General features: G+C 68.0%; 27 protein-coding genes and 1 pseudogene. 14 read left to right on the forward strand and 14 right to left on the reverse strand.

Features of this window, described 5'->3' with window-relative positions; translation table 11 throughout:
- Positions 1–11 precede the first annotated feature (11 nt).
- The 3 genes from hydA to PMI12_RS04110 are packed head-to-tail and all read left to right on the forward strand — an operon-like array spanning position 12 to position 2,999.
- On the forward strand, positions 12–1,439 hold the full coding sequence (gene hydA, locus PMI12_RS04100) for a dihydropyrimidinase (protein WP_007829424.1): 1,428 nt from the start codon (positions 12–14) through the stop codon (positions 1,437–1,439).
- 23 nt (positions 1,440–1,462) lie between these two features.
- Entirely contained in the window at positions 1,463–2,224 is a 762-nt protein-coding gene (locus PMI12_RS04105; protein WP_007829425.1) for an aspartate/glutamate racemase family protein, read from the forward strand.
- Positions 2,225–2,282: 58 nt separating this feature from the next.
- Positions 2,283–2,999 carry a GntR family transcriptional regulator gene (locus PMI12_RS04110; protein ID WP_007829427.1) on the forward strand — a complete coding sequence of 239 codons (717 nt, stop codon included), beginning with the start codon at positions 2,283–2,285 and terminating at the stop codon, positions 2,997–2,999.
- 81 nt (positions 3,000–3,080) lie between these two features.
- On the opposite strand, the gene PMI12_RS04115 is transcribed toward PMI12_RS04110, so the two are convergent.
- The 3 genes from PMI12_RS04115 to PMI12_RS04125 form a co-directional block, all read right to left on the reverse strand.
- Positions 3,081–3,320 carry a hypothetical protein gene (locus PMI12_RS04115; protein ID WP_007829428.1) on the reverse strand — a complete coding sequence of 80 codons (240 nt, stop codon included), beginning with the start codon at positions 3,318–3,320 and terminating at the stop codon, positions 3,081–3,083.
- Positions 3,321–3,524: 204 nt separating this feature from the next.
- Positions 3,525–4,049, reverse strand: a complete 525-nt coding sequence (locus PMI12_RS04120) for a dihydrofolate reductase (RefSeq protein ID WP_193386530.1) — start codon at positions 4,047–4,049, stop codon at positions 3,525–3,527.
- Between the two features lie 5 nt (positions 4,050–4,054).
- A complete protein-coding gene (locus PMI12_RS04125) occupies positions 4,055–4,897 on the reverse strand; it encodes a thymidylate synthase (protein WP_007829430.1) in 843 nt (280 codons plus the stop codon).
- Positions 4,898–4,967: 70 nt separating this feature from the next.
- Here PMI12_RS04125 and nthA point away from each other — a divergent pair, with 70 nt between their 5' ends.
- The 4 genes from nthA (at position 4,968) to PMI12_RS04145 (ending at position 8,143) form a co-directional block, all read left to right on the forward strand.
- On the forward strand, positions 4,968–5,633 hold the full coding sequence (gene nthA, locus PMI12_RS04130; RefSeq protein WP_042672800.1) for a nitrile hydratase subunit alpha: 666 nt from the start codon (positions 4,968–4,970) through the stop codon (positions 5,631–5,633).
- A complete protein-coding gene (nthB, locus tag PMI12_RS04135; RefSeq protein WP_007829432.1) occupies positions 5,630–6,295 on the forward strand; it encodes a nitrile hydratase subunit beta in 666 nt (221 codons plus the stop codon). Before nthA ends, nthB begins: the two co-directional genes overlap by 4 nt.
- A gap of 61 nt (positions 6,296–6,356) precedes the next feature.
- A complete protein-coding gene (locus PMI12_RS04140) occupies positions 6,357–6,725 on the forward strand; it encodes a nitrile hydratase accessory protein (RefSeq protein ID WP_007829434.1) in 369 nt (122 codons plus the stop codon).
- Between the two features lie 167 nt (positions 6,726–6,892).
- Complete coding sequence (locus PMI12_RS04145) at positions 6,893–8,143, forward strand: glutamate carboxypeptidase (RefSeq protein ID WP_042672818.1); 1,251 nt, start codon at positions 6,893–6,895, stop codon at positions 8,141–8,143.
- Positions 8,144–8,151: 8 nt separating this feature from the next.
- On the opposite strand, the gene PMI12_RS04150 is transcribed toward PMI12_RS04145, so the two are convergent.
- The 4 genes and pseudogenes from PMI12_RS04150 to PMI12_RS04165 all read right to left on the reverse strand — a co-directional run bounded on the left by PMI12_RS04150 (position 8,152) and on the right by PMI12_RS04165 (position 11,741).
- Positions 8,152–8,856, reverse strand: coding sequence for a glutathione S-transferase N-terminal domain-containing protein (locus PMI12_RS04150; RefSeq protein ID WP_007829451.1), 705 nt, complete (start codon positions 8,854–8,856; stop codon positions 8,152–8,154).
- Between the two features lie 82 nt (positions 8,857–8,938).
- On the reverse strand, positions 8,939–9,775 hold the full coding sequence (locus PMI12_RS04155) for a phosphate/phosphite/phosphonate ABC transporter substrate-binding protein (RefSeq protein WP_007829454.1): 837 nt from the start codon (positions 9,773–9,775) through the stop codon (positions 8,939–8,941).
- A gap of 143 nt (positions 9,776–9,918) precedes the next feature.
- Positions 9,919–10,884: pseudogene (locus PMI12_RS04160) on the reverse strand (class I adenylate-forming enzyme family protein).
- A gap of 41 nt (positions 10,885–10,925) precedes the next feature.
- On the reverse strand, positions 10,926–11,741 hold the full coding sequence (locus PMI12_RS04165; RefSeq protein ID WP_007829458.1) for a hypothetical protein: 816 nt from the start codon (positions 11,739–11,741) through the stop codon (positions 10,926–10,928).
- 207 nt (positions 11,742–11,948) lie between these two features.
- Between PMI12_RS04165 and PMI12_RS04170 the strand changes: the two genes are divergently transcribed.
- Positions 11,949–12,611: a DUF1345 domain-containing protein gene (locus PMI12_RS04170; RefSeq protein WP_007829460.1), complete on the forward strand. Its 663-nt coding sequence runs from the start codon at positions 11,949–11,951 to the stop codon at positions 12,609–12,611.
- Positions 12,612–12,632: 21 nt separating this feature from the next.
- Here the strand turns inward: PMI12_RS04170 and PMI12_RS04175 are convergent, their stop codons facing one another.
- Genes PMI12_RS04175 through PMI12_RS04185 form a run of 3 tightly spaced genes read right to left on the reverse strand, consistent with a single transcriptional unit; the run spans position 12,633 to position 15,712 of the window.
- Positions 12,633–13,574 (reverse strand): DMT family transporter, encoded by a 942-nt coding sequence (locus PMI12_RS04175; RefSeq protein ID WP_007829462.1) that lies wholly within the window; start codon positions 13,572–13,574, stop codon positions 12,633–12,635.
- A 29-nt stretch (positions 13,575–13,603) separates the two neighbouring features.
- Positions 13,604–14,101 (reverse strand): methylated-DNA--[protein]-cysteine S-methyltransferase, encoded by a 498-nt coding sequence (locus PMI12_RS04180; protein WP_007829464.1) that lies wholly within the window; start codon positions 14,099–14,101, stop codon positions 13,604–13,606.
- Between the two features lie 6 nt (positions 14,102–14,107).
- A complete protein-coding gene (locus tag PMI12_RS04185; RefSeq protein WP_007829465.1) occupies positions 14,108–15,712 on the reverse strand; it encodes a DNA-3-methyladenine glycosylase 2 family protein in 1,605 nt (534 codons plus the stop codon).
- A 111-nt stretch (positions 15,713–15,823) separates the two neighbouring features.
- Here PMI12_RS04185 and PMI12_RS04190 point away from each other — a divergent pair, with 111 nt between their 5' ends.
- Together PMI12_RS04190 and PMI12_RS04195 are read left to right on the forward strand one after the other, a co-directional pair.
- Positions 15,824–17,206, forward strand: coding sequence for a phosphomannomutase/phosphoglucomutase (locus PMI12_RS04190; RefSeq protein WP_007829466.1), 1,383 nt, complete (start codon positions 15,824–15,826; stop codon positions 17,204–17,206).
- A gap of 4 nt (positions 17,207–17,210) precedes the next feature.
- The gene (locus tag PMI12_RS04195) at positions 17,211–18,593 is read left to right on the forward strand and encodes a 3-deoxy-D-manno-octulosonic acid transferase (RefSeq protein WP_007829468.1); all 1,383 of its coding nucleotides are present in this window, start codon (positions 17,211–17,213) and stop codon (positions 18,591–18,593) included.
- Positions 18,594–18,722: 129 nt separating this feature from the next.
- On the opposite strand, the gene PMI12_RS04200 is transcribed toward PMI12_RS04195, so the two are convergent.
- Genes PMI12_RS04200 through PMI12_RS04215 form a run of 4 tightly spaced genes read right to left on the reverse strand, consistent with a single transcriptional unit; the run spans position 18,723 to position 22,071 of the window.
- Entirely contained in the window at positions 18,723–20,261 is a 1,539-nt protein-coding gene (locus tag PMI12_RS04200) for a TolC family outer membrane protein (protein ID WP_007829470.1), read from the reverse strand.
- Between the two features lie 21 nt (positions 20,262–20,282).
- Positions 20,283–20,630 (reverse strand): rhodanese-like domain-containing protein, encoded by a 348-nt coding sequence (locus tag PMI12_RS04205; RefSeq protein WP_007829472.1) that lies wholly within the window; start codon positions 20,628–20,630, stop codon positions 20,283–20,285.
- A 16-nt stretch (positions 20,631–20,646) separates the two neighbouring features.
- Positions 20,647–21,324, reverse strand: a complete 678-nt coding sequence (locus PMI12_RS04210) for a protein-L-isoaspartate O-methyltransferase family protein (protein ID WP_007829474.1) — start codon at positions 21,322–21,324, stop codon at positions 20,647–20,649.
- Positions 21,325–21,345: 21 nt separating this feature from the next.
- Positions 21,346–22,071: a TetR/AcrR family transcriptional regulator gene (locus PMI12_RS04215; protein ID WP_007829476.1), complete on the reverse strand. Its 726-nt coding sequence runs from the start codon at positions 22,069–22,071 to the stop codon at positions 21,346–21,348.
- Between the two features lie 104 nt (positions 22,072–22,175).
- Here PMI12_RS04215 and msrA point away from each other — a divergent pair, with 104 nt between their 5' ends.
- The 4 genes from msrA to PMI12_RS04235 all read left to right on the forward strand — a co-directional run bounded on the left by msrA (position 22,176) and on the right by PMI12_RS04235 (position 26,403).
- Positions 22,176–22,727 (forward strand): peptide-methionine (S)-S-oxide reductase MsrA, encoded by a 552-nt coding sequence (gene msrA, locus PMI12_RS04220; RefSeq protein ID WP_007829478.1) that lies wholly within the window; start codon positions 22,176–22,178, stop codon positions 22,725–22,727.
- A gap of 22 nt (positions 22,728–22,749) precedes the next feature.
- Complete coding sequence (locus PMI12_RS04225; protein ID WP_042672802.1) at positions 22,750–23,121, forward strand: hypothetical protein; 372 nt, start codon at positions 22,750–22,752, stop codon at positions 23,119–23,121.
- An 80-nt stretch (positions 23,122–23,201) separates the two neighbouring features.
- Positions 23,202–25,295, forward strand: coding sequence for a TonB-dependent receptor (locus PMI12_RS04230; protein WP_007829480.1), 2,094 nt, complete (start codon positions 23,202–23,204; stop codon positions 25,293–25,295).
- Positions 25,296–25,449: 154 nt separating this feature from the next.
- Positions 25,450–26,403: an AEC family transporter gene (locus PMI12_RS04235; RefSeq protein ID WP_042672804.1), complete on the forward strand. Its 954-nt coding sequence runs from the start codon at positions 25,450–25,452 to the stop codon at positions 26,401–26,403.
- Positions 26,404–26,524 lie beyond the last annotated feature (121 nt).

Below are 26,524 nucleotides of genomic sequence, written 5' to 3' on the forward strand. Positions count from 1 at the left end.
AAAGAAAGACCATGACCTTCCGCGACCTCGATCTCGTGGTGCGCAACGCCCGCGTTGCCACCGCCAGCGACACCTTCGATTCGGACATCGGCATCCGCGACGGCCGCATCGTGCAGCTCGGCCTCGGCCTGCCGCCGGGGCGGCAGGAGATCGATGCCGCCGGCCGCTACGTGACGCCGGGCGGCGTCGACGCCCATTGCCACCTAGACCAGCCGATGGAGCCGCCGGTGCGCATGGCCGACGACTTCGACACCGGCACCCGCGCGGCGGCCTGCGGCGGCACGACCACCGTGATCCCGTTCGCGGCGCAACACAAGGGCCAGTCGTTGCGCGCCGCCGTGCAGGACTACCACCAACGCGCCGAGGGCCGCGCCCACGTGGACCACGCCTTTCACCTGATCGTGAGCGACCCGACCGAGGAAGTACTCAAGCATGAGCTGCCGCAGCTCATCGCCGAGGGCTACACCTCCTTCAAGATCTACATGACCTACGACGATCTGAAGCTGGACGACGGCCAGATTCTCGACGTGCTGGCGGTGGCCAGGGAGCAGGGCGCGATGGCCATGATCCATGCCGAGAATGCCGACTGCATCGAGTGGCTGACCAAGCGGCTCGAAGCCGGCGGACGCACTGCGCCGCGCTTTCATGCGCATGCGCGGCCGATGCTGGTCGAGCGCGAGGCGACGCACCGCGCGATCGCGCTGTCGGAGCTGGTCGACGTGCCGATCATGATCGTGCACGTGTCCGGGCGCGAAGCCGTCGAGCAGATCCGCTGGGCGCGCGCACACGGCCTGAGCGTGTTCGCCGAGACCTGCCCGCAGTACCTGTTCCTGACCGCCGAAGACTTGGGGCTAGACGACAGCTACCAGGGCGCGCGCTGCGTTTGCAGTCCGCCGCCGCGCAACCGCGAGAACCAGCAGGTGATCTGGAACGGGCTGTCGGACGGGCTGTTCACGATCTTCTCTTCGGACCATGCGCCGTTCCGCTACGACGCACCCGAGGGCAAGAAGCCCGGCGGCGAAGAGGTGGCGTTTCGCCACATTCCGAACGGCATTCCCGGCATCGAGACGCGGCTGCCGCTCTTGTTCTCGCACGGCGTGCTCGATGGGCGCATCACCATCAACAAGTTCGTCGAGCTGACGTCCACCAACCCCGCCAAGGCCTACGGGCTGCACCCGCGCAAGGGCACGATCGCCGTCGGCGCCGATGCCGACCTCGTGGTCTGGGGCACCACGCCGCGCGCCATCCGCAACGCTGATCTGCACCACGACGTTGACTACACGCCCTACGAGGGCATCGAGGTGAAAGCCTGGCCGGCGCTGACGCTGGCGCGCGGCGAGGTCGTGTGGGACGGCGAACGCTTCCATCCGCGTGCCGGACGCGGAGAATTCCTGCGCCGGGGCGAGCCCACCTTGCTGCCGAGCCGCCGACCGGCCTGAGCCAATCGCCTGGAGACATTGCCATGAACCTGCTGCTGATCAACCCCAACACCTCGCAAAGCGTCTCGGACCTGATCGCGGCCGAAGCCCGGCGTGCGGCCGCGCGCGACACGCGCATCGAGGTGCTGACCGCACCCTTCGGTGTCGCCTACATCGAGACCCGCTTTGAATCGCTGATCGGCGCCTATGCCGCCGCTACGCTCGCGGCGGAGCACCACGCGCGGCACGACGCCATCGTGGTCGCGGCCTTCGGTGACCCCGGCATCGACGGCCTGCGCGAGGCGCTCGACATCCCCGTGGTCGGCCTGACCGAGGCCGCGCTGATGAGCGCGTGCCTGCTGGGCAAGCGCTTCTCGATCGTCGCGATCTCGCGGCGCATCACGGCGTGGTACCGCGAGTGCGTGCAGGCCAACGGCCTGATCGACCGGCTGGCGAGCATCCGCAGTCTCGACGGTCCGCTCAAGGACATCGGGCACGTGCAGGACGACCACGGCCAGCGACTGGAGGCGTTGTGCATGTCGGCCATCGAGGACGACGGCGCGGATGTGATCATCATCGCCGGCGCGCCGCTGGCGGGCCTGGCGCGTTCGATCAAGGACCGCATTCCGGTGCCGGTGGTCGATGGTGTGTCGAGCGCCGTGTGCCATGCCCAGACGCTCGTGTCCCTGGCGGCTGCGCCGGCGCGCCTGGGCAGCTTTGCGCCGCCGCCGATCAAGCCGAACCAGGGGCTGCCAGACGCCCTGGCGCGGCTGCTGGCGCGCGATGCCGGACGCAGCACGGGCTGAGGTTGCGGGTCCCGTGGCGCTCTGCAGCGTAGGGGGGCCGCCGATAGAATCGGCGCCGATGTCCACCAAAGCCCCAGCCCGCAAGACCAGCGCGAACGGCGCGGCCAACGCCCGCGAACACAGTGTCGAGGAGATCGCCGAGAAGATCTCGGCAGCCATCCTCGAGCACCGTCTCGCGCCCGGCACGAAGCTGGGGGAAGACCGGCTGGCCACGATCTTCGCGACCAGCCGCGCCAAGGTGCGCGAAGTGCTGGCCCGGCTGGCTCACGAGCAGATCGTCGAGCTGGTGCCGCAACGCGGCGCCTTCGTCGCCAAGCCCACCATCGAGCAGGCGCAGGACGTGTTCGAGGCGCGCCGCCTCATCGAACCCGGCGTGCTGCGCCGCCTCATCCGTACGCTCGACGACACCAAGAAGCAGCGCCTGCAGCGCCACATCGAACTCGAGGCCGACGCGCGGCGCCGCGACGACAAGCGCGCCATCGTCCGCCTGTCGGGTGAGTTCCATGTGCTGCTGGCCGAACTGGCCGGCAACTCGGCTCTGGCGCGATCGATGCGCGAGCTGTCGGTGCTGACCTGCCTGATCATCTCGCTGTACGACGCCCCCACGGCCACCAGTTGCCGCGCCGACGAGCACGAGGAAATCGTCGCTGCCGTGAACCGCGGCGATGCCGAGCGCGCCGAGAAGCTGATGCTGCATCACCTCGATCACATCGAGCAGAGCCTGAAGCTGGACGACAGCGCCGAAGAGGTCGACCTCGAAAGCGTGTTCAGCTGAAGCAGGAACGGTGCAGGCGAACCGTGCGCCCCGGAATTGGCACGATCAATGACATCGTTCATGCGCCGCAGGCGCGGTTTCCTACAGTTCGATGAATGCCGACGTGGCCTTGTTGAGCGCCAGCTTGCCCTTGGCGGTGATCGATTCGACCTGGGCCAGCTGGCGTATCGCGCGCGCATCGGGCGCGCGGTCCGAGGGCGGAATGAAGGCCGTCACCAACTCTGCCGCACGCAGCACGCGCAGCCTGTCGATGTCTGCCGGCGTGTGAATGACGTATGGCAATTTCTGCTCGGCGATGACCCGAAGAAATTCCATGGACATGAGCCGTCTCCTTGGGTTGAGGGCGGGAGCGACATTTTGCGCACAAACAATTGGCGTTGTCTAAACCCTGAGCCGGGCATGCCTTTACACGCGTGTACCGAAGTGTTCCTTTCGCGCTGAAAGGAGCGACGCAGGTGCCAGTTTGTTTCTGGTAACCGGGCGATTATTTTTTTTGAGCGTCAGGGCCGGCCAAACTGTCGCCGCTCATCCGTTCGGGGATGCGATGCGCTCGTAGGTCACGAAGCTGAAGCCCAGGCCTTCCTTGGCCGAGACATGCGATTCGCGCTGCGTCTCGCGCCATACGGCTGCGTCGAGATCCGGAGCATAGGCATCGCCTTCGTAGTTGCGCGCAACCTCGGTCACGACCGCGCGCTGCGCGAGCGGCTCGGCTTCGGCGTAGATCTGCGCGCCGCCGATCACCCACACGGCGTCGGCCTTCGATGACGATTCGCAAAGCGACAGTGCCTCCTGCAGGCTGCCTGCGCGCAGCGCGCCGTCGGCCTGCCAGCCGGGCTGCCGCGTCACCACGATGTTCTGCCGGCCCGGCAGTGGCCGGAAGCGTGGCGGCAGCGAGTCCCAGGTCTTGCGGCCCATGATCACCGGCGCGCCCACGGTCTGCTGCTTGAAGTGCGCCATGTCCTCCGGGATGTGCCAGGGGATCGTGTTGTTCGCGCCGATCACGCCGTTGGCGGCGCGCGCGAAGATGAGGTTGACGCGGGGCTTGCTCATTCCGCTCATACCGCCACGGGCGCCTTGATCGGATCGCCGTGCCGGTAGTCCAGCACCTCGAAGTCTTCGTACTGGTATTCGAAGATCGACGCCGGCTTGCGCTTGATGTTCAGCGTGGGGTACGGGTAGGGCGTGCGGCTCAGCTGCAGCGCGACCTGTTCGGCATGGTTGCTGTAGATGTGGCAGTCGCCGCCGGTCCAGATGAAGTCGCCCACGTCGAGGTCGCACTGCTGCGCCACCATGTGCGTGAGCAGCGCGTAGCTCGCGATGTTGAAGGGCACGCCCAGGAAGATGTCGGCGCTGCGCTGGTAGAGCTGGCAGCTGAGCTTGCCCCGTTCGCCTTCGGCCTGCGGCGGCGCCACGTAGAACTGGAAGAAGGCATGGCAGGGCATCAGCGCCATCTTCGACAGCTCGGCCACGTTCCATGCGCTCACGATGATGCGGCGCGAATCGGGGTTGCTCTTCAGCGTCTTGATGACGTCGGCGATCTGGTCGATGTGGCCGCCGTCGGGCGTGGGCCAGCTGCGCCATTGCACGCCGTATACCGGGCCCAGGTCACCGTCCTCGCGCGCCCATTCGTCCCAGATGGTGACGCCGCGTTCCTTGAGCCAGTTGTTGTTGCTCGACCCGGTCAGGAACCACAGCAGCTCCTGGATGATGGACTTCAGGTGCACCTTCTTCGTGGTGACCAGCGGGAAGCCCTCGTTCAGGTCGAAGCGCATCTGGTGGCCGAACACGCTCTTGGTGCCCGTGCCCGTGCGGTCGCTCTTGAAGACGCCATGCGTGTCGACGTGGCGCATGAAGTCTTCGTACTGGGAGCGGACGGGGCGGGCGGGCGTGGAGGTCATGGGCGAAAGGCTTCCGGGGGATCTGGCGGGAGGCTTCGAATTTTAAGTGCCCGGGCGTAGCATCGCCGGAATGAGCGCAGACCACCCCCACGACGACAGCGGCCACGGTCACCACCACGATCATGACCACGAACACAGCGAACTCGGCGAGATGGACCTGCGCGTGCGTGCGCTCGAAAGCGTGCTCGCGCAGAAGGGCTACATCGACCCGGGCGCGCTCGACGTGCTGATCGACACCTACCAGACCCGCATCGGCCCGCGCAACGGCGCAAGGGTGGTGGCGCGGGCCTGGGTCGATCCGGCCTTCCGGCAGTGGCTGCTGGCCGACGCCACGGCAGCCATCGCCTCGCTGGGCTACGCGGGGCGGCAGGGCGAGCACATGGTGGCAGTGGAGAACACCGGCGATACGCACCACATGGTGGTGTGCACCCTGTGCAGTTGCTATCCGTGGCCGGTGCTGGGCCTGCCGCCCACCTGGTACAAGAGCGCGCCGTACCGCTCGCGCGCGGTGAAGGACCCGCGCGGCGTGCTCGCCGATTTCGGCGTGACCCTGCCCGAGACCACGCGCATCCGCGTGTGGGATTCGACCGCCGAGGTGCGCTACCTCGTCATCCCGCAGCGGCCCACCGGCACCGAAGGCCTGAGCGAAGAAGAGCTCGCCGCATTGGTTTCACGCGATTCGATGATCGGCACGCGGCTGGCCGGTGCACCAGTTGAAGCCGGGAGCGACGCATGAGCTACGCGACGAAGGCCGACCTCGGCGGACAGCCCGGCTTCGGCAAGGTGGTGCCTGAAGCCGAGGGCGAGCTTTTTCATGCCGATTGGGAGCCGCGCGCGCTGGCGCTCGTGCTGGCCATGGGCGCGACGGGCTCGTGGAACATCGACGCGAGCCGCTCCGTGCGCGAGACGCTGCCCGACTATGGCGAGCTGAGCTACTACCAGATCTGGCTTCGCGCGCTGGAGCAGCTGATGCTGCAGCGCGGGCAGCTCTTTCCCGACGAGATCGCCAGCGGCGAGGTGAGCCATGCTGCCGCGCCCGTGGCCCGCGTGCTGCGCGCGGCCGATGTGCAGTCGGTGCTCGCCAAAGGCTCGCCCGCCGAGCGGCCGGCGCCTGCACCGGCCCGCTTTGCCCTGGGGCAGAAGGTGCGTATGCACCTCGGCAAGGTCGACCATCACACGCGGCTGCCGGCCTATGTGCAGGGCAAGCGCGGCACCATCGTTCACGTACATGGCGCGCATGTGTTCGCAGACACCAACGCGCAAGGGCTCGGCGAGCAACCGCAGTGGCTCTACACGGTGGAGTTCGACGAAGCCGAACTGTGGGGCGACGATGCGCCGCGCCAGAACCTCTCGGTGTCGGTGGATGCGTGGGAGAGCTATCTCGAGGCCGTGGCATGAGCGCCGCGCCGGGCCGCCCCAAGCAAGCTCGCACCGCAGTGCGAAGCACGAAGGTATTCCAATGAGCGGCGAGCGCATGCCGCTGTCGCCCGGCATGCCGCGCGATGCGGACGGGCCGGTGTTCAGCGCGCCATGGGAGGCCCAGGCCTTCGCGATGACGCTGGCGCTGCACGAGCGCGGCCTCTTCACATGGCCCGAATGGGCCGAGGCGCTGGCGGCGCAGATCTCCGAGGCTCAGGCCGCGGGCGACCCCGACACCGGCCAGACCTACTACCTGCACTGGCTGGCCGCGCTCGAGAAGCTCGTGGCCGCCAAGGGCGCCAGCTCGGGCGACGAACTGGCCCGCTACCGGCATGCCTGGGAGCACGCGGCCGGCCGCACGCCGCATGGGCAGCCGATCGAGCTGCGCGGGGAAGACTTTCCGGGTTGAACTTTTCCGGCTGAAGTGTCTGTAGAGTGCGTGCGGCAGCGCCCGCATCGTGAGCTTGATCCGTTCGCGAGTCGGGTGATAGCCTGCCGCGCTTTCCTCGACATTCCTTCAACAGAACGGACAACATGACGACTCACTCGCGCCATCCCGCTTCGGCTTCTTCGGCCATGAAATCCCGGACTCCCGCTCGCCGCCACATGCTCGCCATCGCCCAGTGCACCGCGCTCGCGTGCGCCCTGCTGACTGGCAACGCCATGGCCCAGAAGCCGCACCAGGGCGTGCTCGACGCCGCCACGCAAAGCAAGGACGAGGCGCTGAAGATGCTGGAGCGCATGGTCAACATCGACTCCGGCTCGGCCGACACGGCGGGCCTGGACAAGGTCCGCGAGATGGCGGTGGAAGAGCTGCGCAAGCTCGGCGCGCGCATCGAGACCTTTCCGGCCGATCCGCATCCCGGCACCAACGTGGTGGCCACGCTGACAGGGCAGGGCAAGAAGAAGATCCTGATCCTCGCGCACATGGACACCGTCTTCAAGGAGGGCACGGCCGCGGCCAAGCCCTTCTACATCAAGGATGGCCGCGCCTACGGCCCCGGCGTGATGGACGACAAGGGCGGCGTGATCGCCGGGCTCTATGCGCTGAAGATCCTCAAGCAGGTCGGCTTCCAGGACTACGGGCAGATCACCTTCCTGCTCGACACCAACGAAGAGGTCGGCTCCGTCGGCACCAGCGCGCTGATCGAGCGCATCGCCAAGCAGCACGACGTGGCGTTGAACCTGGAGCCGGGCCGACCGGCCGATGGCCTCGTGGTCGAGCGCAAGGGCTCGGCCACCGCGCTCGTCGAGGTGAAGGGGCTGGCCGCTCACGCGGGCGTGGCGCCCGAGGCCGGCCGCAATGCGGCGATGGAAGTGGCGCACCAGGTGCTGCAGCTGTCGAAGACGGCCGATGCCGCGAAGAAGACCACGGTCAACTTCACGGTGCTCACGGCCAATGGACCGACCAACGTGATTCCGGCGACCGCGAGCGCCAAGGGCGACGTGCGCGCGGCCACGCCCGAGGAGCTCGACCGCGTCGAGAAAGACCTGGTCCGCATCTCGCAGAACAAGCTGATCCCCGAGACCGAGGTGCGCGTGCGACTGATCCGCGGCCTGCCGCCGATGCCGCGTTCGCCCGCGTCCGACAAGCTGGTGCGCATGGCCGAAGGCATCTACGGCGAGATCGGCAAGAAGCTCACCATCGAGAGCAGCGGCGGCGCGGCCGATGCGAGCCTGGTGGCAGGCGTCGGCGTGCCGGTGCTCGATGGCTTCGGCATCGTGGGTGGCGGCATCCACACGCCGGAGGAATATGCGGAGGTAGAGAGCGTGGTGCCGCGCCTCTACCTGCTGTCGCGCATGCTGATGGACCTGAGCGCCAACTGAGCAGGCGCTCAGCCGCGCTTCGGAATGCCCAGCCCCGCCACCACGGCGGGGCGCGCCACGAAGGCTTCGAGCGCGCGCGCCACGTTCGGAAAATCCTTGAAGCCCACGAGGTCCGCTGCCTCGTAGAAGCCGATCAGGTTGCGCACCCACGGGAAGGTGGCGATGTCGGCGACGGTGTAGCTGTCGCCCACGATCCACGCGCGGTCCGACAGGCGCTTGTCGAGCACGCCGAGCAGGCGCTTCGATTCGGCCACGTAGCGGTCGCGCGGGCGCTTGTCTTCATAGTCCTTGCCGGCGAACTTGTTGAAGAAGCCGAGCTGGCCGAACATCGGGCCGATGCCGCCCATCTGGAACATCACCCACTGCAGGGTTTCGTAGCGGCCGGCGGCGTCCTGCGGAATGAACTTGCCGGTCTTCTCGGCGAGGTACATGAGGATGGCGCCCGATTCGAACAGCGCCAGCGGCTTGCCGCCCGGGCCATTGGGGTCGAGGATGGCCGGGATCTTGTTGTTCGGGTTGAGCGACAGGAATGCCGACGACGTCTGGTCGTGGGTCTCGAAGCTCACGAGGTGCGGCTCGTACGGCAGGCCGGTCTCCTCCAGCATGATCGACACCTTCACGCCGTTGGGCGTGGGCAGCGAGTACAGCTGCAGCCGGTCAGGATGCTGCGCGGGCCATTTTTTCGTGATGGGAAAGCTCGAGAGATCGGTCATGGAGGGAGTCCTTGGGAGGGAGACGGCAAGCGCCGGATTCTGCCCGGGCCGGGCAGGCGGCGTGCGCGTACGGCCTTGCCCCTCAGATCCCCAGCCAGCTCATCAGCGAGGACTCGACGTCGGACGAAGGCGTGACGAAGCCGACATAGGTGGACGCAGCGAGCGCGCGCTTGCCGGCGTCGGTCTGCGCCAGGCTCAGCAGCGCATCGCGCGCCGCGTTCACCGTGGCCGCATCGAGCTTGCGCGACGCGAGCCATTGCTTGATCGGCACTGCGCGCGATTCCGCGCAGACCTTGCCGCCGCCGTCTTTCCAGGTCTTGATCACGCCGGAGGCTGCCGTTGCACCGTAGGCTGCAAAGCCGTTCTGCACGTAGAAGGGCACGGCCTCCTGGAAGCGCGTGTTGGTGACCTTGACCGCGGTGCCCTGCAGTCCCTGCTCGCGCAGCATCGCGCGCGTGATCACCGCGGTGATCGAGTCGGCGTCGGGCATGACCAGCTGCTTGCCGGCCACGCTCTTCCAGTCGGAGATCGGCTGCTGTTCCTTGCACAGGAAGGACACCTTGTAGTCGGTGTAGCCGGTGGTCCAGGCGAATGCGCTGTACTGCCCGCCCTTGATGGCGCCGAGCGCCACGTGCGACGGGTGCACGAAGGCGAAGTCGACCTGCTGCTGCTTCAGCGCGTCGCGCGCACCGTTGTACGAATTGAGGATCTTGATCGTCACCGGCTGCTTGAGCGCCTTCGACAGCACCTCGGCGATGGGCTCGAAGCGGGCGGTGACCTGCGCGTCGGACACGTTGTAGCTCACGCCTTCGCTGACACCGATCACAAAGGCGTGTGACGAAGCGCAGGTTGCGAGAAGCAGCGCGGCCGTACCGCGGGCGATGGTGCCAGGTGAATGGAGGGCGGCGCGGTGTTTCATGGGGACTTTTTCCGGAGGGTGGTGTTGTAACTAAATTATTACATTCATCCACTCGAAGGAACAAGCCCGGACCGCAGGGTTAGCACTGATGAAACAACACTCCGGCGGCCCGCGGGCCGACCGGGCGAGGCGCTATCGCAGGATCAGCCCCGCAGCAGCACTTCCTCGACCTTGATCGACGGCACGTTCTCGCCGCCCGACTTCACCATGTCCTTCGGCCGGTCGAGGAAGACCAGCTGCCCATCGGCGTCGAACTTGCCCAGGTCGCCCGAGTGGTGCCAGCCGAAGCGCTGCGCGTTCGCCGTCGCCTCCGGGTCCTTGTAGTAGTCCAGCATCACGTTGGGTCCGCGAAAGACGATCTCGCCGACCTGCTCCGGCCCGAGCAGGTCGCCCTCATCGCCCATCACGGCGACCTCGTTCACCAGCGTGCCCACGCCCCAATACGAGCCGAAGCGCTTGCGCTGCTCCTGCACCTCGAAGATGGTGGCGCCGGGGTACATCTCGGTCTGGCCCGAGACGAGTGCGAAGTTGGGGCAGAACCCGTCGAGCAGGCGCAGCAACTGCGTGCGCGACATCGGCGCCATCGCGTAGACGCACAGCCGCAGGCTCGACAGGTCGCGCGCGGCGCGCTGCGGCTGCGCGAGGAGCGCACCGTACATCATCGGCAGGCCGACCATCACCGTGATCCGGTGGCGCTCAATGGCGGCGAGCACCGCGCCGGGGTCGAAGCCGCGCAGGACGACGAGCGCGCCGCCCACCGCCAGCGCCGACATCAGCACCGTGTGCTGGCCGCAATGGAACAGCGGCAGCACGCAGCTCCACACGTCGGCGCGCTCGGGGCTGCTGCCTCATTCGATCATGTTGCTCAGCAGCACCGAGTGCACCGACGCATGCGAATGCATCACGCCCTTCTGGCGCCCAGTGGTGCCGCTGATGTACATGATGAGCGCAAGCTGTGTGCTGTCGATGGGCACTTCGGGCAGCGTGTGAGGTCCCTGCGCGAGATGCGCGGATGGAACTGCGGCGGCGCGAGGCCGGTGGGGGCTGCAGGTATGCTCTGTGTCTCCGTTCTTCGGTGATGGGCGCAGCCCCAAGGCTGGCCGCCGCACCGCGCTTGCGAAGACTGGCTACACGCAGAACGCCCCAGGGCCTAGAAGCGTGCCTTGAGGAAAGCCGAAGGCCCCTGCAGGCGGACCTTCAAGCGCGAATCGGCAGAGCCGCTCTCGCGCGTCAGGTCGATGTTCGTCAGGCCATAGGCGAGCACCAGGCCCACGTTCTTCACCGGGAACCACTCGACGCCGGCGGAGGCGTTGTAGATGTTGCCGTGGAAGCGGCCGCTGCTCTTCCACACGCCCGAGGCGTCGGCGAACAGCCGCAGGTCCGGCGTGATGGCGTGGCGCACGCCCACTTCGAGCAGCGGCGCCACGGCGTTGTCGCTGGAGCTTTCGTTCAGCGTTCTGACCTGGCCGTTCACCCCGGCGAGCGCAGTCGCGCCGAGCGTCGCACGGTAGTAGGCGGCACCGGCGCCCAGGCCGAGCACGGTGTTGCCCGAGCCGATCCACCACTTGTACGAGAGCTTGGCAAAGTCGAGCTTGGTGTTGACGGTGGCGTTGCCGAAAGTATTCAGCGAACCGAAGTTGCCCAGGGACGTGGTGTTCGCGACGCCGCCGGAGTAGTCGCGCCGGTACTGGTAGTAGTCGAACGAGATTCCGTGGCTGTCGCCGATCAGCACGTCGGCCGTGATGCGCGGCATGGTCACGCGGCCCGGCTTGATGTCGCCCGATTGCAGCGTGCCATACGGCGTGCTGACCGAAGCGTTGAACTTCGGATCGGCGCTGAAGGCACCGACCGAGAAGCTGAACCGGTCGAGCGCGGGCGAGGGATCGGCCAGAGCCGGCGCGGCGGCAAGCAGGAGGCCGGAGCCGAACAATGCGCCGAAAGCGGGGCGAGGGCGGAGCAGCAGCATGGATGAAATCCTTGGTGACCCGGATGGGAAATGGATGCCGCGGGCACGCGATGAAATGGGCGCAGGCCTGAGGCCTTGCGCTGTGCTTCCGGGCGAAGCTCCCTTGAACAGCGAGAACCCTAGTGGCCCGCGTGAGCTTTCCCGATGCGCGGAATGCCGCTGTACTTGTAGGACTCCTTCTACGCTACGGCGCTACAGTGCTCGCCCATGCGCCGACATCTTTCCACCACCACCGGTCCCCAACGTCTTCTCTACGGCGCGGCCACCGGCTGCGCCGTTGCGGCCGCGCTGATGCCGCTGCCCATGAGCGGCATGGCGCGCGGGCTGGCCGGATGGTGCGTGGGCGTGGGGGTCTTCCAGCTGCTGTCGTGGTGGTTGGCCGACACCTTCGATGCGAAGCGCACGCGCGAGCGCGCCCAGTCGCTGGACCAGCCTAATGTGGTGATCCTGGTCTCGATGCTGGTGGTGGTGGGCATGAGCGTGGTGGCCATCGCGATGCTGCTGCAGCAGGTGAAGGGGCTGAGCGGCTGGGAGCGCGCGGCGCATGTCGCGCTGGGCCTGGTGGCGCTGGCAGGGTCGTGGCTGACGATGCACACCATCTATGCCTTTCACTATGCGCACCGCTACTACATCGACCAGCGGGACGGTACTCCTGACGGCGGGCTCGATTTTCCGGGCGGGCACGACGCCCCCGACTACTTCGACTTTCTCTACTACTCGTACGTGATCGGCATGACCTCGCAGGTGTCCGACGTGCAGGCGACGTCGAAGGAGATGCGGCGCATCACGCTGCTGCACAGCGTGCTGGCCTTCGCGTTCAACATGATGGTGCTGGCGCTCTCGGTGAACGTCGTCGCGGGTGCCGTGTAGGCGCCCCGCAAGAAAACACGCTCAGGCCGAGGCCCTGCGCGGCAGGCCCAGCTTGACGATGCCGCTCGACAGCGCCACGCCGCAGACGATGACGCCCGCGCAGATCAGCATCCACTGCGTGATGTTTTCTCCGAGGAACACCGCGCCGTAGAACAGCGCGAACACCGGCACCAGGAAGGTCACGGTCAGCGCGCGGGCCGGCCCGGCGCGTTCGATCAGCCGGAAGAACAGGATGTAGGCGACGCCCGTGCAGGCGATGCCCAGCGCCAGCAGCGCCAGCCACGCGCGCAGGCTGGGCATCTGCGCGGGCCAGAGCCAGAAGGCCGGAATGGCGAGGAACAGCGTGGCACCGATCTGGCTGCCGGTAGCGGTGGTCAGCGCGGGCACGCCGCCCAGGTGAGCGCGCGTGGCGCTGGCCGAGATGCCGTAGCACAGGCATGCGCCCAGGCAGGCCAGCACCGCGAAGAGCGCGGCATGCCCGCTGGCGCCAGCATGCAGGCCGGCGCTGCGGCTCGCGAGCATGGCGACGCCGGCAAAGCCGATCGCGAGACCGATGAGGCGCGAGCCGTTCGGACGCTCGCGGAACCAGGCCCACGCCACGAGCGCGCCGAACATCGGCGTGGTGGCGTTGAGCACGGCGGCCAGGCCGGTGTTGATGGTCAGCAGCGCGAAGCAGAACAGCGCGAACGGCATGCCCGAGTTGAAGACGCCGACCGTGAAGCTGGCCTTCCAGTGCTTCGCCAGGGATGGCCCCTGGCCGCGCAGCAGTGCGATGGGCAGCAGGAACAGCGCGGCGATCGCCACCCGCACCGCCGCCGTCGGCAGCGCACCGAACTCCGCCGCGCCGATGCGCATGAAGAGGAAAGACGCGCCCCAGAGCGCGCCCAGCAGCACGAGGTCGATGAGCCAGGCGCTGGGTGCAAGGGGCTTGGTGGCGGCGATGTTGTTGTTCGTAGTGGTCATGCGTCTTTCGCTCTGCTTCTTGTGGCTGCTCAGAGCGCTCCCTCGAGTTCGAGCAGGGCGGTCTTGCGTTCGAGCCCGCCAGCGTAACCGGTCAGCGAACCGTCGGCACCGAGCACGCGGTGGCAGGGCACGATCACGCTGATCGGGTTGCGCCCCACGGCTGCGCCCACCGCGCGCACCGCGGCCGGGTTGCCCACGTTCATGCTCAGCTTGCCGTAGCTCGTGGTGGCGCCGGCCGGAATGGCCAGCAGCTCCTGCCACACGCTCTGCTGGAACGCGGTGCCGTGCGACAGGTCGAGCTTCATGTCGAAGCGCTCGCGCTTGCCGGCGAAGTAGTCGCGCAGCTGGGCGGCCGCCTCCACGAGCGCGGGATGGTCGTCCTTCGTGATCCAGCCCGCGGTGTCGGGCCAGTGGCGCTGCTGGTCGAACCAGACGCCGGCCAGGCCCCGGTCGGTGGCCGCCATCGTGATGCCGCCGAGCGGCGTGTCGATGTGCGAGGTATAGATGACTTTGCTCTTGAACTTCATGACATTTCAGGCGGTGAGGCCTGCCGTAGTGATGAGAGGGGATTCCGTGATCGCCACGTCGGTGGCGGCCACGGCAGGAGAAGGAGAAGAGGGCGCGTGCCACGCCCGCAGCACCGCATAGCTGCGCCACGGCCGCCAGGCTTGCGAGGCCTCGCTGGCCGCGCGCGCGGTGGTCACGCCCAGCGCCTTCTGCAGCGCAACGTCGCCGGCCGGGAAGGCGTCGGGCCAGCGCAGCGCGCGCATGGCGATGTACTGCGCGGTCCACGCGCCGATGCCGGGCAGCTCCTGCAGCGCGGCGATGGTCGAGGGCACATCCGCGCCCGCATGCAGCGCCAGCTTGCCGGCCGCGACCTCGCGCGCGATGGCGTGCAGCGCCGTCTGCCGCTGGCGCACGATGCCGAGCTGGCCCAGTGCGTCGCCGCTCGCGTCGGCAATGGCCACGGGCGTGGGAAACAGGCGATCCAATCCTTCGACGGGCGTCGCAAGCGGCTCGCCGAAGGCCTCGACCAGCCGCGAGCCCAGCGTGCGCGCTGCGGCCACCGTGATCTGCTGGCCCAGCACCGCACGCACCGCCAGCTCGAAGCCGTCGACCGCGCCGGGCACGCGCAGTCCGTCGCCATGCGGGAAGGCCGCATGCAGCGCCGCGTTGATGGCCATCGGCTCGGCGTCGAGGTCGAACAGCGCGCGGGCGCGGCTGATGACGATCGGCAGCACCGCGGCCAGCGAATCGCTGATCGACAGCAGCACCTGTTCGCGCTCGAGGTCGAAGCGCAGCTGCAGCCAGCCTGCGTGCGCCTGTCCGCCCTGCTGGATGCGCAGCGTGCGGGTGAGCTTCACGTAAGTGGGCGTGCTGCCCTTGGCGGGCTCCTTGCCGTCCGATGTCGAGACGACTTCGACGCCGCGCAGCGCACGGCGCGCGAAGAAGCCGAGCATGGCGTTGGCGTCATAAGGCGGACGAAAGCCCAGCCGTACCTCGATGGCCTTGGCTTCGCCGCCCTCGGCCGTGGCACCGCCGGCGCGCCGCAGGGCGCTCGGGTTCAGGCCGTAGTGTTCGAGGAAGGCCGCATTGAAGCGCCGCACGCTCGCGAAGCCGCTGGCCAGCGCCACCTGCGTCATCGGCAGGCGGGTGTCGGCAATGAGCTGCTTGGCGGCCAGCAGCCGGCGCGTCTGCAGGTACTGCAGCGGGGACACGCCGAACTGCACCTCGAAGATGCGCCGCAGGTGACGGTCGCTCACGCCGAGCCGCGCCGCGATCTGCGCAGCGCCCGGACCGTCTTCCGACCACGCGTCGGGCTCGTCGATCAGTCGTGCCGCCTGCAGCGCGAGGATGCGAGAGGCGTCCTCGGTCGACCAGGTGGCCGCGCGCGGCGCGAGTTCGGGCCGGCAGCGCAGGCAGGGGCGAAAGCCCGCGGCCTCGGCCTGCGCCGCGTGGCGGAAGAACCGGCAGTTCTCGCGCCGCGGCAGCTTGACGCGGCAGACCGGGCGGCAATAGATGCCGGTGGAGGTCACGGCGGTGAAGAACGACCCGTCGAAGCGCGCATCGTGCGTCTTCATCGCCAGGTAGCAGGCGTCGCTCTCGAGCGCTTCGGTGGAGGTGTGGCTGGTGGGCATGGGGAAATGATACGGTTTCGACTCGTTTCAACTGGCCGTTTTCGGACATGTGGGCGCCCGGAGCCTTGCCTACAATGCCTCGTTCCAAAAACCAACAGGGAAACGCCTTTCATGCAGCTCAGCGCGTCCATCTTCAAGGCCTATGACATTCGCGGCGTCGTGCCCGTCACTCTCGATGCGGAGGTGGCCGAAGCGCTCGGCCGGGCCTTCGGCAGCGCCGCCCGCGCCGCCGGCGAGAAGTCCGTGGCCGTGGGACGCGATGGACGCCTGTCGGGCCCCGTGCTGGCCGAGGCGCTGATCAAGGGCCTCGTCGCCACCGGCGTCGAGGTGATCGACGTGGGCGCCGTCACCACCCCGATGCTGTACTTCGCGGCCCACACGCTGTGCACGAGCGGCATCCAGGTCACCGGCAGCCACAACCCCAAGGACTACAACGGCTTCAAGATGGTGCTGGCCGGGCGCGCGATCTACGGCGACGAGATCCAGGGCCTGCGCAAGACCATGGAAGCCGGCACCGCGCAACTCGCCCCCGGCGGCAGCGTGCGCAAGGTCGACGTGACCGAGGCCTACGTGAAGCGCATTGCCGGCGACATCAAGCTGGCACGCCCGATGAAGATCGTGGTCGATTCGGGCAACGGCATCGCGGGTGCATCGGCCCCGGCCATCTTCCGCGCCATCGGCTGCGAGGTGACCGAACTGTTCAGCGAAGTCGACGGCGACTTCCCCAACCACCATCCCGATCCGAGCAAGCCCGAGAACCTCAAGGATCTGATGGCCGCGCTGGCCGCGGGCGATGCCGAACTGGGCCTGGCCTTCGACGGCGACGGCGACCGCCTGGGCATCGTCACCAAGGACGGCCAGAACATCTTCCCCGACCGCCAGATGCAACTCTTTGCGCAGGACGTGCTGTCGCGCGTGCCGGGCGGCACCATCGTCTACGACGTGAAGTGCTCGCAGCGCCTGGCGCCGGCCATCGAGGCCGCGGGCGGCGTGCCGATGATCTTCAAGACCGGCCATTCGCTCATCAAGGCGAAGATGAAGGAAATCGATTCGCCGCTGGGCGGCGAGATGAGCGGCCACATCTTCTTCAAGGAGCGCTGGTTCGGCTTCGACGACGGCACCTATGCGGGCTGCCGGCTGCTCGAAATCCTGAGCAAGAGCCCGAACGCGAGCGAGGTGCTCAACGCGCTGCCCACCAGCTTCTCGACGCCCGAACTGAACGTGCCCTGCGCCGAAGGCGAGCCGCACACCGTGGTCGACAAGCTCGTGAAGGGCGCGAGCTTCGCGGCCCCGGCCAAGGTCTCGACCATCGACGGCCTGCGCGTCGACTGGCCCGATGGCTTCGGCCTGATCCGCGCATCGAACACCACCCCCGTGCTCGTGCTTCGCTTCGAAGGCCAGACCGATGCCGCGTTGAAGCGCATCGAAACCGAGATGCTCGCGCTGCTGCGTACGGCCAAGCCCGACGCCAAGCTCGCCGAAGCGTCCCACTGAGCCTGTGCGTTCCCTGCTGCTGCGCCTCTACGGCGTCTTCACCACCGTTGTGCAACCGCTCGTGCGCCGCAAGCTGCGGCGCCGCGCGGAGGCCGAGCCGGGCTATGGCGTGGCCGTGGAAGAGCGCTTCGGCCATTACGACGAAGCCACCACCGGCAAGGCCCAATGCTGGGTGCATGCGGTTTCGCTCGGCGAGACGCGCGCGGCCGCCATCCTGATCGCCGAGCTGCGCAGGCAGTACCCGGGCATCCCGATCCTGCTCACGCACGGCACCGCCACCGGCCGTGAAGAAGGCGCCAAGCTGCTCGAACCGGGCGACACGCAGGTCTGGCAGCCGTGGGACACACCGGGCGCGGTGGCGCGTTTCCTGGATCGCTTCGAGCCGCGCATCGGCGTGCTGATGGAGACCGAGGTCTGGCCCGAAATGGCCGCCGCCTGCGCCGAGCGCCGCATTCCGCTGGTGCTGGCCAATGCGCGGCTCAACGAGAAATCGCTGGCCGCGGCCGAACGGCTCGCATGGCTCGCGCGGCCCGCCTACTCGGCCCTCGCGGCCGTGTGGGCGCAGACCGAGGCCGATGCGCACCGGCTGGTGTCGCTCGGCGCCAAGGTGGCCGGCATCTACGGCAACCTCAAGTTCGACGCCACGCCCGACGTGCGCCAGCTGAACGCGGCCGTTTCGCTGCGCGAGCACCTGCCTCGGCCGATGGTCGTGCTCGCGAGTTCGCGCGACGGCGAGGAGCGGATGCTGCTCGAAGTGCTCAAGCGCTTCGGCGCGACCTCGCCCGTGCCGCCGGAGCAGGGCGCGATCCGCTCGATCGCCAAGCGCGTGCACGACGTGCAATGGATGATCGTGCCGCGCCATCCGCAGCGCTTCGACGAAGTGGCGGCGCTGATCGAGGCCGAAGGCTTCGCCGTGGCGCGCCGCAGCGCGGCGGGCCAGCCGGCCGAGGCAGAGATCTGGCTCGGCGATTCGCTGGGCGAGATGGCGCTGTACTACGGCCTGGCCGACGTGGCGCTGCTGGGCGGCAGCTTCGAGCCGCTGGGCGGGCAGAACCTGATCGAGCCGGCCGCCTGCGGCTGCCCGGTGGTCATGGGACCGTCGACCTTCAACTTTGCCGAGGCGGCGCAGCTGTCGCTGGCGGCCGGTGCATCGCTGCGCGTCGAGAACATGGAGCAGGCCGTGACGGCCGCGCTGAAGCTGGTCGAGAACCCCGAGCGCCGCGCCACGATGGCGCAGGCCGCGCTGGCGTTCTCTTCGTCGAATCGCGGGGCGGCCGAGCGCACGGCCGCCGCGGTGCTCGCGATCGCGCAGGCGGCGGAGCCTGTGGCGTCGGGACTCGCGCCGCTCGAAAGCGAGCCGCCGCGCGCCGAACCCACACTCGACTGAGTTTGCATGGCTCCCTCCCCTTCGGGGGAAGGCCGGGATGGGGGCAAGCGCCCAACGAGCGCAGCAGTGGGGCCGAGGCCGCCGTGCCTCCACCCCAACCCTCCTCCGGAAGGGGAGGGAGAAAGAATTTCAGCGCACCGGCGGATTGAGGATCACCGGCGGCACCGGTGCCGTCGGCATCGTCGGCGCCGGCGGATTGAACGGTGGTACCGGCACCGGCGGAATCACCGGGATGCTCGGCGGCGTCACGGCAGGCGTCGTTATGTTGCGATCCGGCCCCGTGGCCGGAGGCACCGCCGGCACGCTGCCGCTGCTCGCCAGCGTCGCGTTGATCGCGTTCATGTCGTCGATCGTCAGCGTGCCGTTGGCCTGGCGCAGCTTCAGGTTGCCCAGCAGCACGTTGTAGCGCGCCTGCGCGAGGTCGCGCTTGGTCTGGAACAGCTGGCTTTGCGAATTCAGCACGTCGATGTTGATGCGCACGCCCACCTGATAGCCCAGCCGGTTGGCATCGAGCGCGCTCTGGCTCGAGGCCTCGGCCGCTTCCAGCGCCTTCACCTGCCCCGCACCCGAGACGAGCCCGAGGTACGCCGCGCGCGTGGCCTGCGCCACGCTGCGCTTGGTGCCGTCGAGCACGCTGCGCGACTGGTCCTCGAGCGCCAGCGTTTCCTTGATGCGGTTCTCGGTGGCGAAGCCGGCGAACAGCGGCAGGTTGAACGTGACGCCGACCGTGGCCGCGTTGATGCGTGTGCCCACGGTGCTCGTGCTGGTGCCCGTCGGGTTGCGCGTGACGTTGTAGCCCAGGTTGGCGTCGAGCGTGGGCTTGTGGCCGGCCTTGGCCTTCTCCACTTCGAGCCCGGCCACGTCGAGCCCCAGGCGGGCCTGCTGGATGGCGGGGTGCACCTCGTCGGCCTGTGCGACCCAGGCGTTGATGTCCGCGGGCATGGCGGTGGGCAGCACCACCGGCACCCGCAGCGGCACCGGCACGCTGCCGGGACGGCCGACCAGCTGGTCGAGCACCACCTTCTTCACCTGCAGGTCGTTCTCGGCCGCGATTTCCTGGGCGATCACCAAGTCGTAGCGCGCCTGCGCTTCGCGCGAGTCGGTGATGGTGGAGGTGCCGACCTCGAAGTTGCGCTTGGCCGATGCCAGCTGCTCGGCCACGGCGACCTTCTGCGCGCGCACGAGCGCCAGGCTGTCCTGGCTCGCGAGCACGTCGAAGTACGCCTGGCTCACACGCACGATCAGGTCCTGCTCGGCAATGGTGAGCACCGCCTGTGCGATGTCGGCCTGGCGCTTGCCCTGCTCGTATGTGGCCCAGTTGGCCGGCCGATACAGCGGCTGCGTGGCGTTGATGCCGACGTTCTGCGTGTTGAAGTCGCGCGGCGTGGTGGTGCCGCGGCCGGCGCCGGTGAGGGTTTCGATGTCGAGATCGCTGCGCGTCACACCGGCCGTGAGTCCCACGGCGGGCAGGATGCCGGCCTTGGCCTGCGCGGCGCGCGCGATGCTGGCGTCGTACTGGGCCCGTGCGCCCTGGTAGGTGGCGTCGAAGCCGCGGGCGGATTCATAAAGTTCGTTCAGTGTCTGGCTCTGGGCCGGCGATGCGAGCAAGGCTGCGAAGATGCTTGCGAGCGCTGCGGAAAGAGGCGAAAGCCGGGGCCTGGAAGGCATTGAACGTCCTTGGAGAAAGAATCAGTAGCGCGGCACGGAAGGGTCGTGCTGCGAAGACCAGGCGTCGATGCCGCCCGCCACGTTGGCGAGCTGGTCAAAGCCGTTCTGGTTCAGGAAAGCGGCCACGCGCTGGCTGCGTGCGCCGTGATGGCACAGGCAGGCAATTCGAAGTCCGGGCTGGCCGTCGTTCAGCTCGGCCAGCCGCCCGGGAATCTCGTTCATCGGAATCGCGACCAGGGTGAAGCCCTGGGGCACGACGCTCGCCGTCTGCAGTTCCCAGGGTTCGCGCACGTCGAGCAGCACGGGGGTGGCGTCGGCGTCCTGGGCGAACCAGGCGGCAAGGTCGGTGGGGCGGACTTGGTCGATCATTCGGTGGACCGCCCGCTCAGAACGAGAAGCGCGAGGGCTCGGGGAAGTTCAGCAGCCGCGGGGCCACGGTGTCCCACGGCTGGATCGTGTCCCACTTGCTTTCGCTCGTGCGGGTGACGAAGTGGGCGCGCATCATGGGCTCTTCGCCCACGATGGCCGAGAGGCGGCCGCCGACCTTGAGCGAACCCAGCAGGTTCTGCGGAATGCGCGCGACCGAGCCGCTGAGCACGATCACGTCGAAGCTCGGGCCGCTGGGCAGCGGTACGGCGCCGTCGGCATGGCGCACTTCGACGTTGGTCACGCCGTTCTGGCGCAGCGTCTCGGCGGCGCGGGCGGCCAGCACGGGGTTGATTTCGAGCGTCAGCACCTGGGCGGCGCGGGCGCCCAGCAGGGCGGCCATGAAGCCGGAGCCGGTGCCGATCTCGAGCACCGATTCATGCTTCTGGATGTGCAGGTCCTGCAGCGTGCGGGCCTCGACCTTGGGCGACAGCATGATCTCGCCGGGCACGGAGCCGTCGAGCAGCGGCAGTTCCATGTCGAAGAACGACAGCGTGCGGTGCGCGTCGGGCACGTAGTCTTCGCGGTGGATTTCGGCCAGCAGTTCGAGGATGTCGGTATCCAGCACATCCCAGGGGCGGATCTGCTGTTCGATCATGTTGAAGCGCAGGCGCTCGAGGGTGGGGGTGGGGTTCATGGCGTGGCTTTCCTTGTGGGCTCAGGACAAACCTTCAATTTTAGGCGTCGCCGATGACGCCTCCGCCGCGGTCGGCCTTCCGGGGCGCACGCAGAGTCCGTTGATCACCACCTCGGCCTGGGTGGCGAGGTATTTTTCGGGGTCGAGGGCCGATTCGCCGTCGACGCAGACCATGGCTGAATGCTTCCAGAGCATGAGGAAGACCATGGGTGCCACCACCGAGTAGATCGCGTGGTCGACGTCCATCGGAGCGAACTCGCCGCTGTCGATGCCGCGCTGGAAAATGCGCCGCAGCAGCTCGTGGCCGGGGCGGACCACTTCGCGGCGGTAGAACTCCGCCAGATCGGGAAAGTTGGCGCCCTCGCTCATCATGAGCTTGGTCAGGCCCGAGGCCTGGGTCATGCCGACGCGTTCCCACCACACTCTCATGCAGTAGCGCAGCATGTCGGCCGTGGTGCCCTCGAAAGCCGCGAATTCGGCGTTCCACTCGGTGAAACGGCCGCCGAGGCTTTCCATGACGACGGCCTTGAACAGCTCTTCCTTGCTCGGGAAATAGAGAAAGAGGGTGCCCTTGGAGACGCCGGCGCGCACCGCTACTTCCTCTGAGCGGGTGGCGGCAAAGCCTTTTTCGACGAACAGGTCGAGTGCGGCGGCCAGCAGTTCGCCGGGGCGCGCCTCTTTGCGGCGCTCACGCTTGGCGCGCACCGGGCAGATGATCTTGTCGACGAAGGAACGGGGCGGGGACATGGGATGTTAATGACTCGCGGGTTAGTAATGTAGTGACCGATATCCGTCACGTCAAGCCGCCACAATACCGGGCTCATCCTTTTCCAACCTCCCGGAGCCGCACCATGTCCACTTCATCGCCGCCCACCGAAACCATCGTGCTCGGCGGCGGCTGTTTCTGGTGCACCGAGGCGGTGTTCGACCGGGTGCAGGGCGTGCTGGACGTGGAGTCGGGCTATTGCAACGGCCAGACCGTCAATCCGACCTACGAGCAGGTCTGCACCGGCCGCACCGGCCACGCCGAGGTGGTGAAGCTCGAATTCGACCCCGCGCAGATCAGCCTGCGTGAAATCCTCGAGATCTTCTTCGTCGTGCACGACCCGACCACGCTCAACCGCCAGGGCAATGACGCCGGCACCCAGTACCGCAGCGGCATCTACTACACGAGCGACGCGCAGAAGCAGGTGGCCCAGGAGGTCATCCGCGAGATCGGGGTCAGCAAGACCTACAGCTCGCCTGTCGTGACCGAGGTGGCGCAGCTCGCCAACTACTCGGCGGCCGAGGCCTACCACCAGGACTACTTCCTGAACAACCCGAACCAGGGCTACTGCGCGTTCGTCGTGGGACCGAAGGTCGAGAAGTTCCAGAAGACCTTCGCATCGCGCGTCAAGGCCTGAGCGCCGATCGGTACCTCGCCCCGTGCATCTCTCCATCCGCCAGCCTCGGACCCGTTCGACCCGCGCGCTCGTCATCGCGCTGATGGTCGCGGTGTGGTTCGCGGGCACGCTCGGGTTGATGCACCGCTCGCTGCACGTGCCGGGCCTGCCGGCCGCCGCGGCGCAGGCTGGCCACAAGCATGCCGTCCCCCAGCTGGCCAGCCTGTTCGGCGAACACAACGACGCCGAGTGCCGGCTGTACGACCAGCTCTCGCACGGATCCGGCGTGCCCGGCGTGCCGCTGGTGGTGCTGCCGATGCTGCTGCCGTCGGCCGTCTTTGCTTTCCTGCAGGGCGAAGCCGTCGCCCGCTGGGTCGCGCTGTTCGACGCGCGCGGCCCGCCTTCCACTCGCTGAATCCCCTGTGTTCCGGCTGCCGCACCCGCTTCCCGCGCGGGCGGCGGCCGGTCGTTTCCCGATTCAACGAGTGTTCCTTCATGACTCCCAAATTCCGTCGCAACGCCATCGGCGTTGCCGTTCTTTCGCTCGCCTCCTTCGCAAGCATGGCCCAGGACCAGGCGCAGGTTCAGGCCCAACCCGCCGACGCCGCCAGCCTGCGCGAGGTCACCGTCACCGGCAATCCGCTCGGCGCCTCCGAACTGATCGCTCCCACCACCACGCTGTCGGGTGACAAGCTGCTGCTGCGCTCCCAGTCGACGCTCGGCGAAACGCTGGACAACGTGCCCGGCGTGAGCAGCAGCTACTTCGGCCCCAACGCCAGCCGCCCGATCATTCGCGGCCAGGACGGCGACCGAATCCGCATCCTGCAGAACGGCGGCGGCGCACCCGATGCCTCCGCGCTGAGCTACGACCACGCGGTGCCTGTCGATGCGCTGGTCACCGACCGCATCGAAGTGCTGCGCGGCCCGTCGGCGCTGCAGTACGGCGGCAGCGCTGTCGGCGGCGTGGTCAACGTGATCGACAACCGCATTCCTTCGGAGCCGATCAACGGCTTCGGCGGCCGCGCCGACCTGGGCTATTCCACCGGCAACAAGGAGAAGAATGGCGGCGTGGTGCTCGAAGGCGGCAGCGACCGCTTCGCACTGCACGTCGACGCCTTCAACCGCGACTCGAAGGACGTCTCGGTGCCGATCACCCTCGAATGCAGCAAGCCCGGCTCGCCGTGGACGGCGCGCAAGATCTGCAACTCGGCCAACGAGGCGCACGGCGGCGCGCTCGGCGGCACGATGTTCTTCGACCAGGGCTACATCGGTGCCTCGGTCAGCACTTACCGCAGCACCTACGGCACCGTGGCCGAGGACGACGTCACCATCGGCATGAAGTCCGACCGCTATGCGCTCGAAGGCGAGTGGCGCCCGGGCGGCTTCATCAGCAGCATCCACGCCAAGCTGAGCCACACCGATTACCGCCACACCGAGTTCGAGGGCGGCACGCCCGGCACCACGTTCTCGAACATGAGCAACGACCTGCGCATCGAGGCGCGCCACCAGAAGATCGGCAACTTCGAGGGCCTGGTCGGCTTCAGCAGCGAAACCAACCGCTTCGCCGCCGATGGCGAAGAGGCCTTCGCGCCGCACAGCCGTACGCGCTCCAATGCGCTGTTCATGTACGAGGAGTACGGCACTTCGTGGGGCCGGCTGAGCTTCGGCGCGCGCACCGAGCAGGTCCGCATCCGATCGCTGGGCTATCCGGACGATCCGACGGTCACGCGCTTTGCGGTCGGCGAGCGCACCTTCAACCCGCACAGCGCGGCCTTCGGTGCTCTGGTCAACCTCGCGCCTCAGTGGCAGCTGACTTCGAACCTCGCCTACACCGAGCGCGCGCCGAAGGACTACGAACTGCTGGCCAACGGCCCCCACGTGGCGACCGCCGCGTGGGAGGTGGGCGACCCGAACCTGAAGAAGGAAAAGTCGACCGGCCTCGACCTGGGCGCGCAGTGGAAGTCGGGCCCCAACACGGCCCGCGTCAACGCCTACGTCACGCGCTTCAGCAACTACATTGGCCTGACCGCGACGGGGCGCAACCTCGACGAGGAAGGCAACGTGGCCGAGCCCGGCGCCACCGATACGCTGGCCGAGTACGTCTACAGCGGCGTGCGTGCACGCTTCACCGGCATCGAGGCCAACGGCAACCTGCGCCTGCTGGGCAGCGAAGGCTTCGCGCGCATGGACGACGCCGGCACGCTGGACCTCGAATGGCGCGGCGACATCGTGCGCGCGAAGAACCTCGACACCGGCGAGCCGCTGCCGCGCATCGCGCCGCTGCGCCTGGGCGCGACGCTGGCCTATGCCAACGGTCCGTGGGGCGCGCGCTTCGGCTTCGACTACAACGCGGCGCAGCACCGCATTCCGTCGGTGGGTGCGCGCGAGACCGATGCCTACACGCTGTGGAACGCGGCCATCACCTACCGCATGAAGGTGCAGCGCGCCAACCTCACCTGGTACGCGCGCATGGACAACATCACGAACAAGCTGGCCTACAGCGCGACGTCGATCCTGACGACGACGGTGTATCCGAACGCGCCGTTGCCCGGGCGCACGCTGAAGGTCGGTTTGCGCGTGACGTTCTGATCTTGTGTTGCTCCCTCCCCCGTTGGGAGAGGGCAGGGGGTGGGGGCAAGCGGCCTTTGACAGGGCCATGGCTCCTGCGAGTGCCGCCTGCCCCCATCCCGACCTTCCCCCAGAGGGGGAAGGAGCAAGGCACTCACTGGGCTATCCTCGCCGAGTGAATTCCTTCGTCATCTCCTCCCTGCTCCCCGTCGTCCTGCTCATCGCCGCGGGCTACCTCGCCGGCAAGCGCCGATGGATCGGCGGCAATGCGGTGAAGGACCTGTCGCATCTCATCTTCCTGCTGCTCGCGCCCGCGCTGCTGTTCCGCGCCATGAGCACGGTGCACGTCGAGCAGCTGAGCCTGAAGCCGGTGGCGGCGTACTTCGTTGCTTCGGGCCTGCTGTTCGCGGCCACGCTGGCGCTGCGCGGATTCAATCGCACCGCGGCGGTGATCGCGCTGGCCAACACGTACAGCAACACGGTGATGATCGGCATCGCGTTGATCGGCCTGGCGTATGGCGAGGCGGGCATGGTGGTGCTGCTCACGCTGATCTCGCTGCATTCGCTGGTGCTCCTGACCAGCGCCACGGTGGTGCTGGAGCTGGCCGTCGCGCGCGAGCACGCGGGTGTCGGTGGCGAAGACAAGCGCCCCTCGATGGCACGCACCGTGATGCGTGCGCTGCGCAACGCCATCATCCACCCCGTGCCGCTGCCGATCATCGCGGGCCTGTTGTTCGCGCAGACCGGGCTGGTCATGCCCGAGTTCATCGACAAGCCGATCCAGTTGCTCGGCCAGGCCTTCGGCCCCATCGCGCTGGTGATGGTGGGCATCACGCTCGCGCTCACACCCATCGGCCGGCATTGGCGCGGCGCGCTGATGCAGGCGCTGGTGAAGAACCTGCTGCATCCGCTGCTGGTGGCCGTCATCGGTTGGCTGCTCGGCGTGCGAGGCATTCCGCTCACGGTGATGGTGGTGGCGGCGGCGCTGCCGATCGGCGCCAACGTGTTCCTCTTTTCGCAGCGCTACCGCACGGCCGAAGACCTGGTGACGGCCAGCGTCGCGATGTCGACGGTGCTGGGGCTCGCCACGCTCCCGCTCGTGATGGTCTGGGTGCAGTGGTTGCCCTGAGCCCTTCGGTTCTCTCTTCGTAGAACCTCGCAGACTTTCGCCTTAGCGCGGTTCGCCGCACGCCTATGCCGTTCGGCAGGGTGGCCGTTTGGAGAGATGGCGCGCGGCCTCTGCCGCCCTA

The sequence above is a fragment of the Variovorax sp. CF313 genome, from assembly GCF_000282635.1.
In the GTDB taxonomy this organism is placed as follows: domain Bacteria; phylum Pseudomonadota; class Gammaproteobacteria; order Burkholderiales; family Burkholderiaceae_C; genus Variovorax.

Excerpts from the sequence above, each read along its gene's own strand:
- nthA (WP_042672800.1), top strand. The coding sequence starts at position 4,968 with ATGAGCGCAGACCACCCCCACGACGACAGCGGCCACGGTCACCACCAC.
- PMI12_RS04185 (WP_007829465.1), bottom strand. The coding sequence starts at position 15,712 with ATGCCCACCAGCCACACCTCCACCGAAGCGCTCGAGAGCGACGCCTGC.
- PMI12_RS04215 (WP_007829476.1), bottom strand. The coding sequence starts at position 22,071 with ATGTCCCCGCCCCGTTCCTTCGTCGACAAGATCATCTGCCCGGTGCGC.
- PMI12_RS04180 (WP_007829464.1), bottom strand. The coding sequence starts at position 14,101 with ATGAAGTTCAAGAGCAAAGTCATCTATACCTCGCACATCGACACGCCG.
- PMI12_RS04150 (WP_007829451.1), bottom strand. The coding sequence starts at position 8,856 with ATGACCGATCTCTCGAGCTTTCCCATCACGAAAAAATGGCCCGCGCAG.
- PMI12_RS04205 (WP_007829472.1), bottom strand. The coding sequence starts at position 20,630 with ATGATCGACCAAGTCCGCCCCACCGACCTTGCCGCCTGGTTCGCCCAG.
- PMI12_RS04210 (WP_007829474.1), bottom strand. The coding sequence starts at position 21,324 with ATGAACCCCACCCCCACCCTCGAGCGCCTGCGCTTCAACATGATCGAA.
- PMI12_RS04175 (WP_007829462.1), bottom strand. The coding sequence starts at position 13,574 with ATGACCACTACGAACAACAACATCGCCGCCACCAAGCCCCTTGCACCC.
- PMI12_RS04115 (WP_007829428.1), bottom strand. The coding sequence starts at position 3,320 with ATGTCCATGGAATTTCTTCGGGTCATCGCCGAGCAGAAATTGCCATAC.
- PMI12_RS04120 (WP_193386530.1), bottom strand. The coding sequence starts at position 4,049 with ATGAGCAAGCCCCGCGTCAACCTCATCTTCGCGCGCGCCGCCAACGGC.
- msrA (WP_007829478.1), top strand. The coding sequence starts at position 22,176 with ATGTCCACTTCATCGCCGCCCACCGAAACCATCGTGCTCGGCGGCGGC.
- PMI12_RS04200 (WP_007829470.1), bottom strand. The coding sequence starts at position 20,261 with ATGCCTTCCAGGCCCCGGCTTTCGCCTCTTTCCGCAGCGCTCGCAAGC.
- PMI12_RS04105 (WP_007829425.1), top strand. The coding sequence starts at position 1,463 with ATGAACCTGCTGCTGATCAACCCCAACACCTCGCAAAGCGTCTCGGAC.
- PMI12_RS04110 (WP_007829427.1), top strand. The coding sequence starts at position 2,283 with ATGTCCACCAAAGCCCCAGCCCGCAAGACCAGCGCGAACGGCGCGGCC.
- PMI12_RS04165 (WP_007829458.1), bottom strand. The coding sequence starts at position 11,741 with ATGCTGCTGCTCCGCCCTCGCCCCGCTTTCGGCGCATTGTTCGGCTCC.
- PMI12_RS04140 (WP_007829434.1), top strand. The coding sequence starts at position 6,357 with ATGAGCGGCGAGCGCATGCCGCTGTCGCCCGGCATGCCGCGCGATGCG.
- PMI12_RS04230 (WP_007829480.1), top strand. The coding sequence starts at position 23,202 with ATGACTCCCAAATTCCGTCGCAACGCCATCGGCGTTGCCGTTCTTTCG.
- PMI12_RS04190 (WP_007829466.1), top strand. The coding sequence starts at position 15,824 with ATGCAGCTCAGCGCGTCCATCTTCAAGGCCTATGACATTCGCGGCGTC.
- hydA (WP_007829424.1), top strand. The coding sequence starts at position 12 with ATGACCTTCCGCGACCTCGATCTCGTGGTGCGCAACGCCCGCGTTGCC.
- PMI12_RS04155 (WP_007829454.1), bottom strand. The coding sequence starts at position 9,775 with ATGAAACACCGCGCCGCCCTCCATTCACCTGGCACCATCGCCCGCGGT.
- PMI12_RS04170 (WP_007829460.1), top strand. The coding sequence starts at position 11,949 with ATGCGCCGACATCTTTCCACCACCACCGGTCCCCAACGTCTTCTCTAC.
- PMI12_RS04145 (WP_042672818.1), top strand. The coding sequence starts at position 6,893 with ATGAAATCCCGGACTCCCGCTCGCCGCCACATGCTCGCCATCGCCCAG.
- PMI12_RS04125 (WP_007829430.1), bottom strand. The coding sequence starts at position 4,897 with ATGACCTCCACGCCCGCCCGCCCCGTCCGCTCCCAGTACGAAGACTTC.
- nthB (WP_007829432.1), top strand. The coding sequence starts at position 5,630 with ATGAGCTACGCGACGAAGGCCGACCTCGGCGGACAGCCCGGCTTCGGC.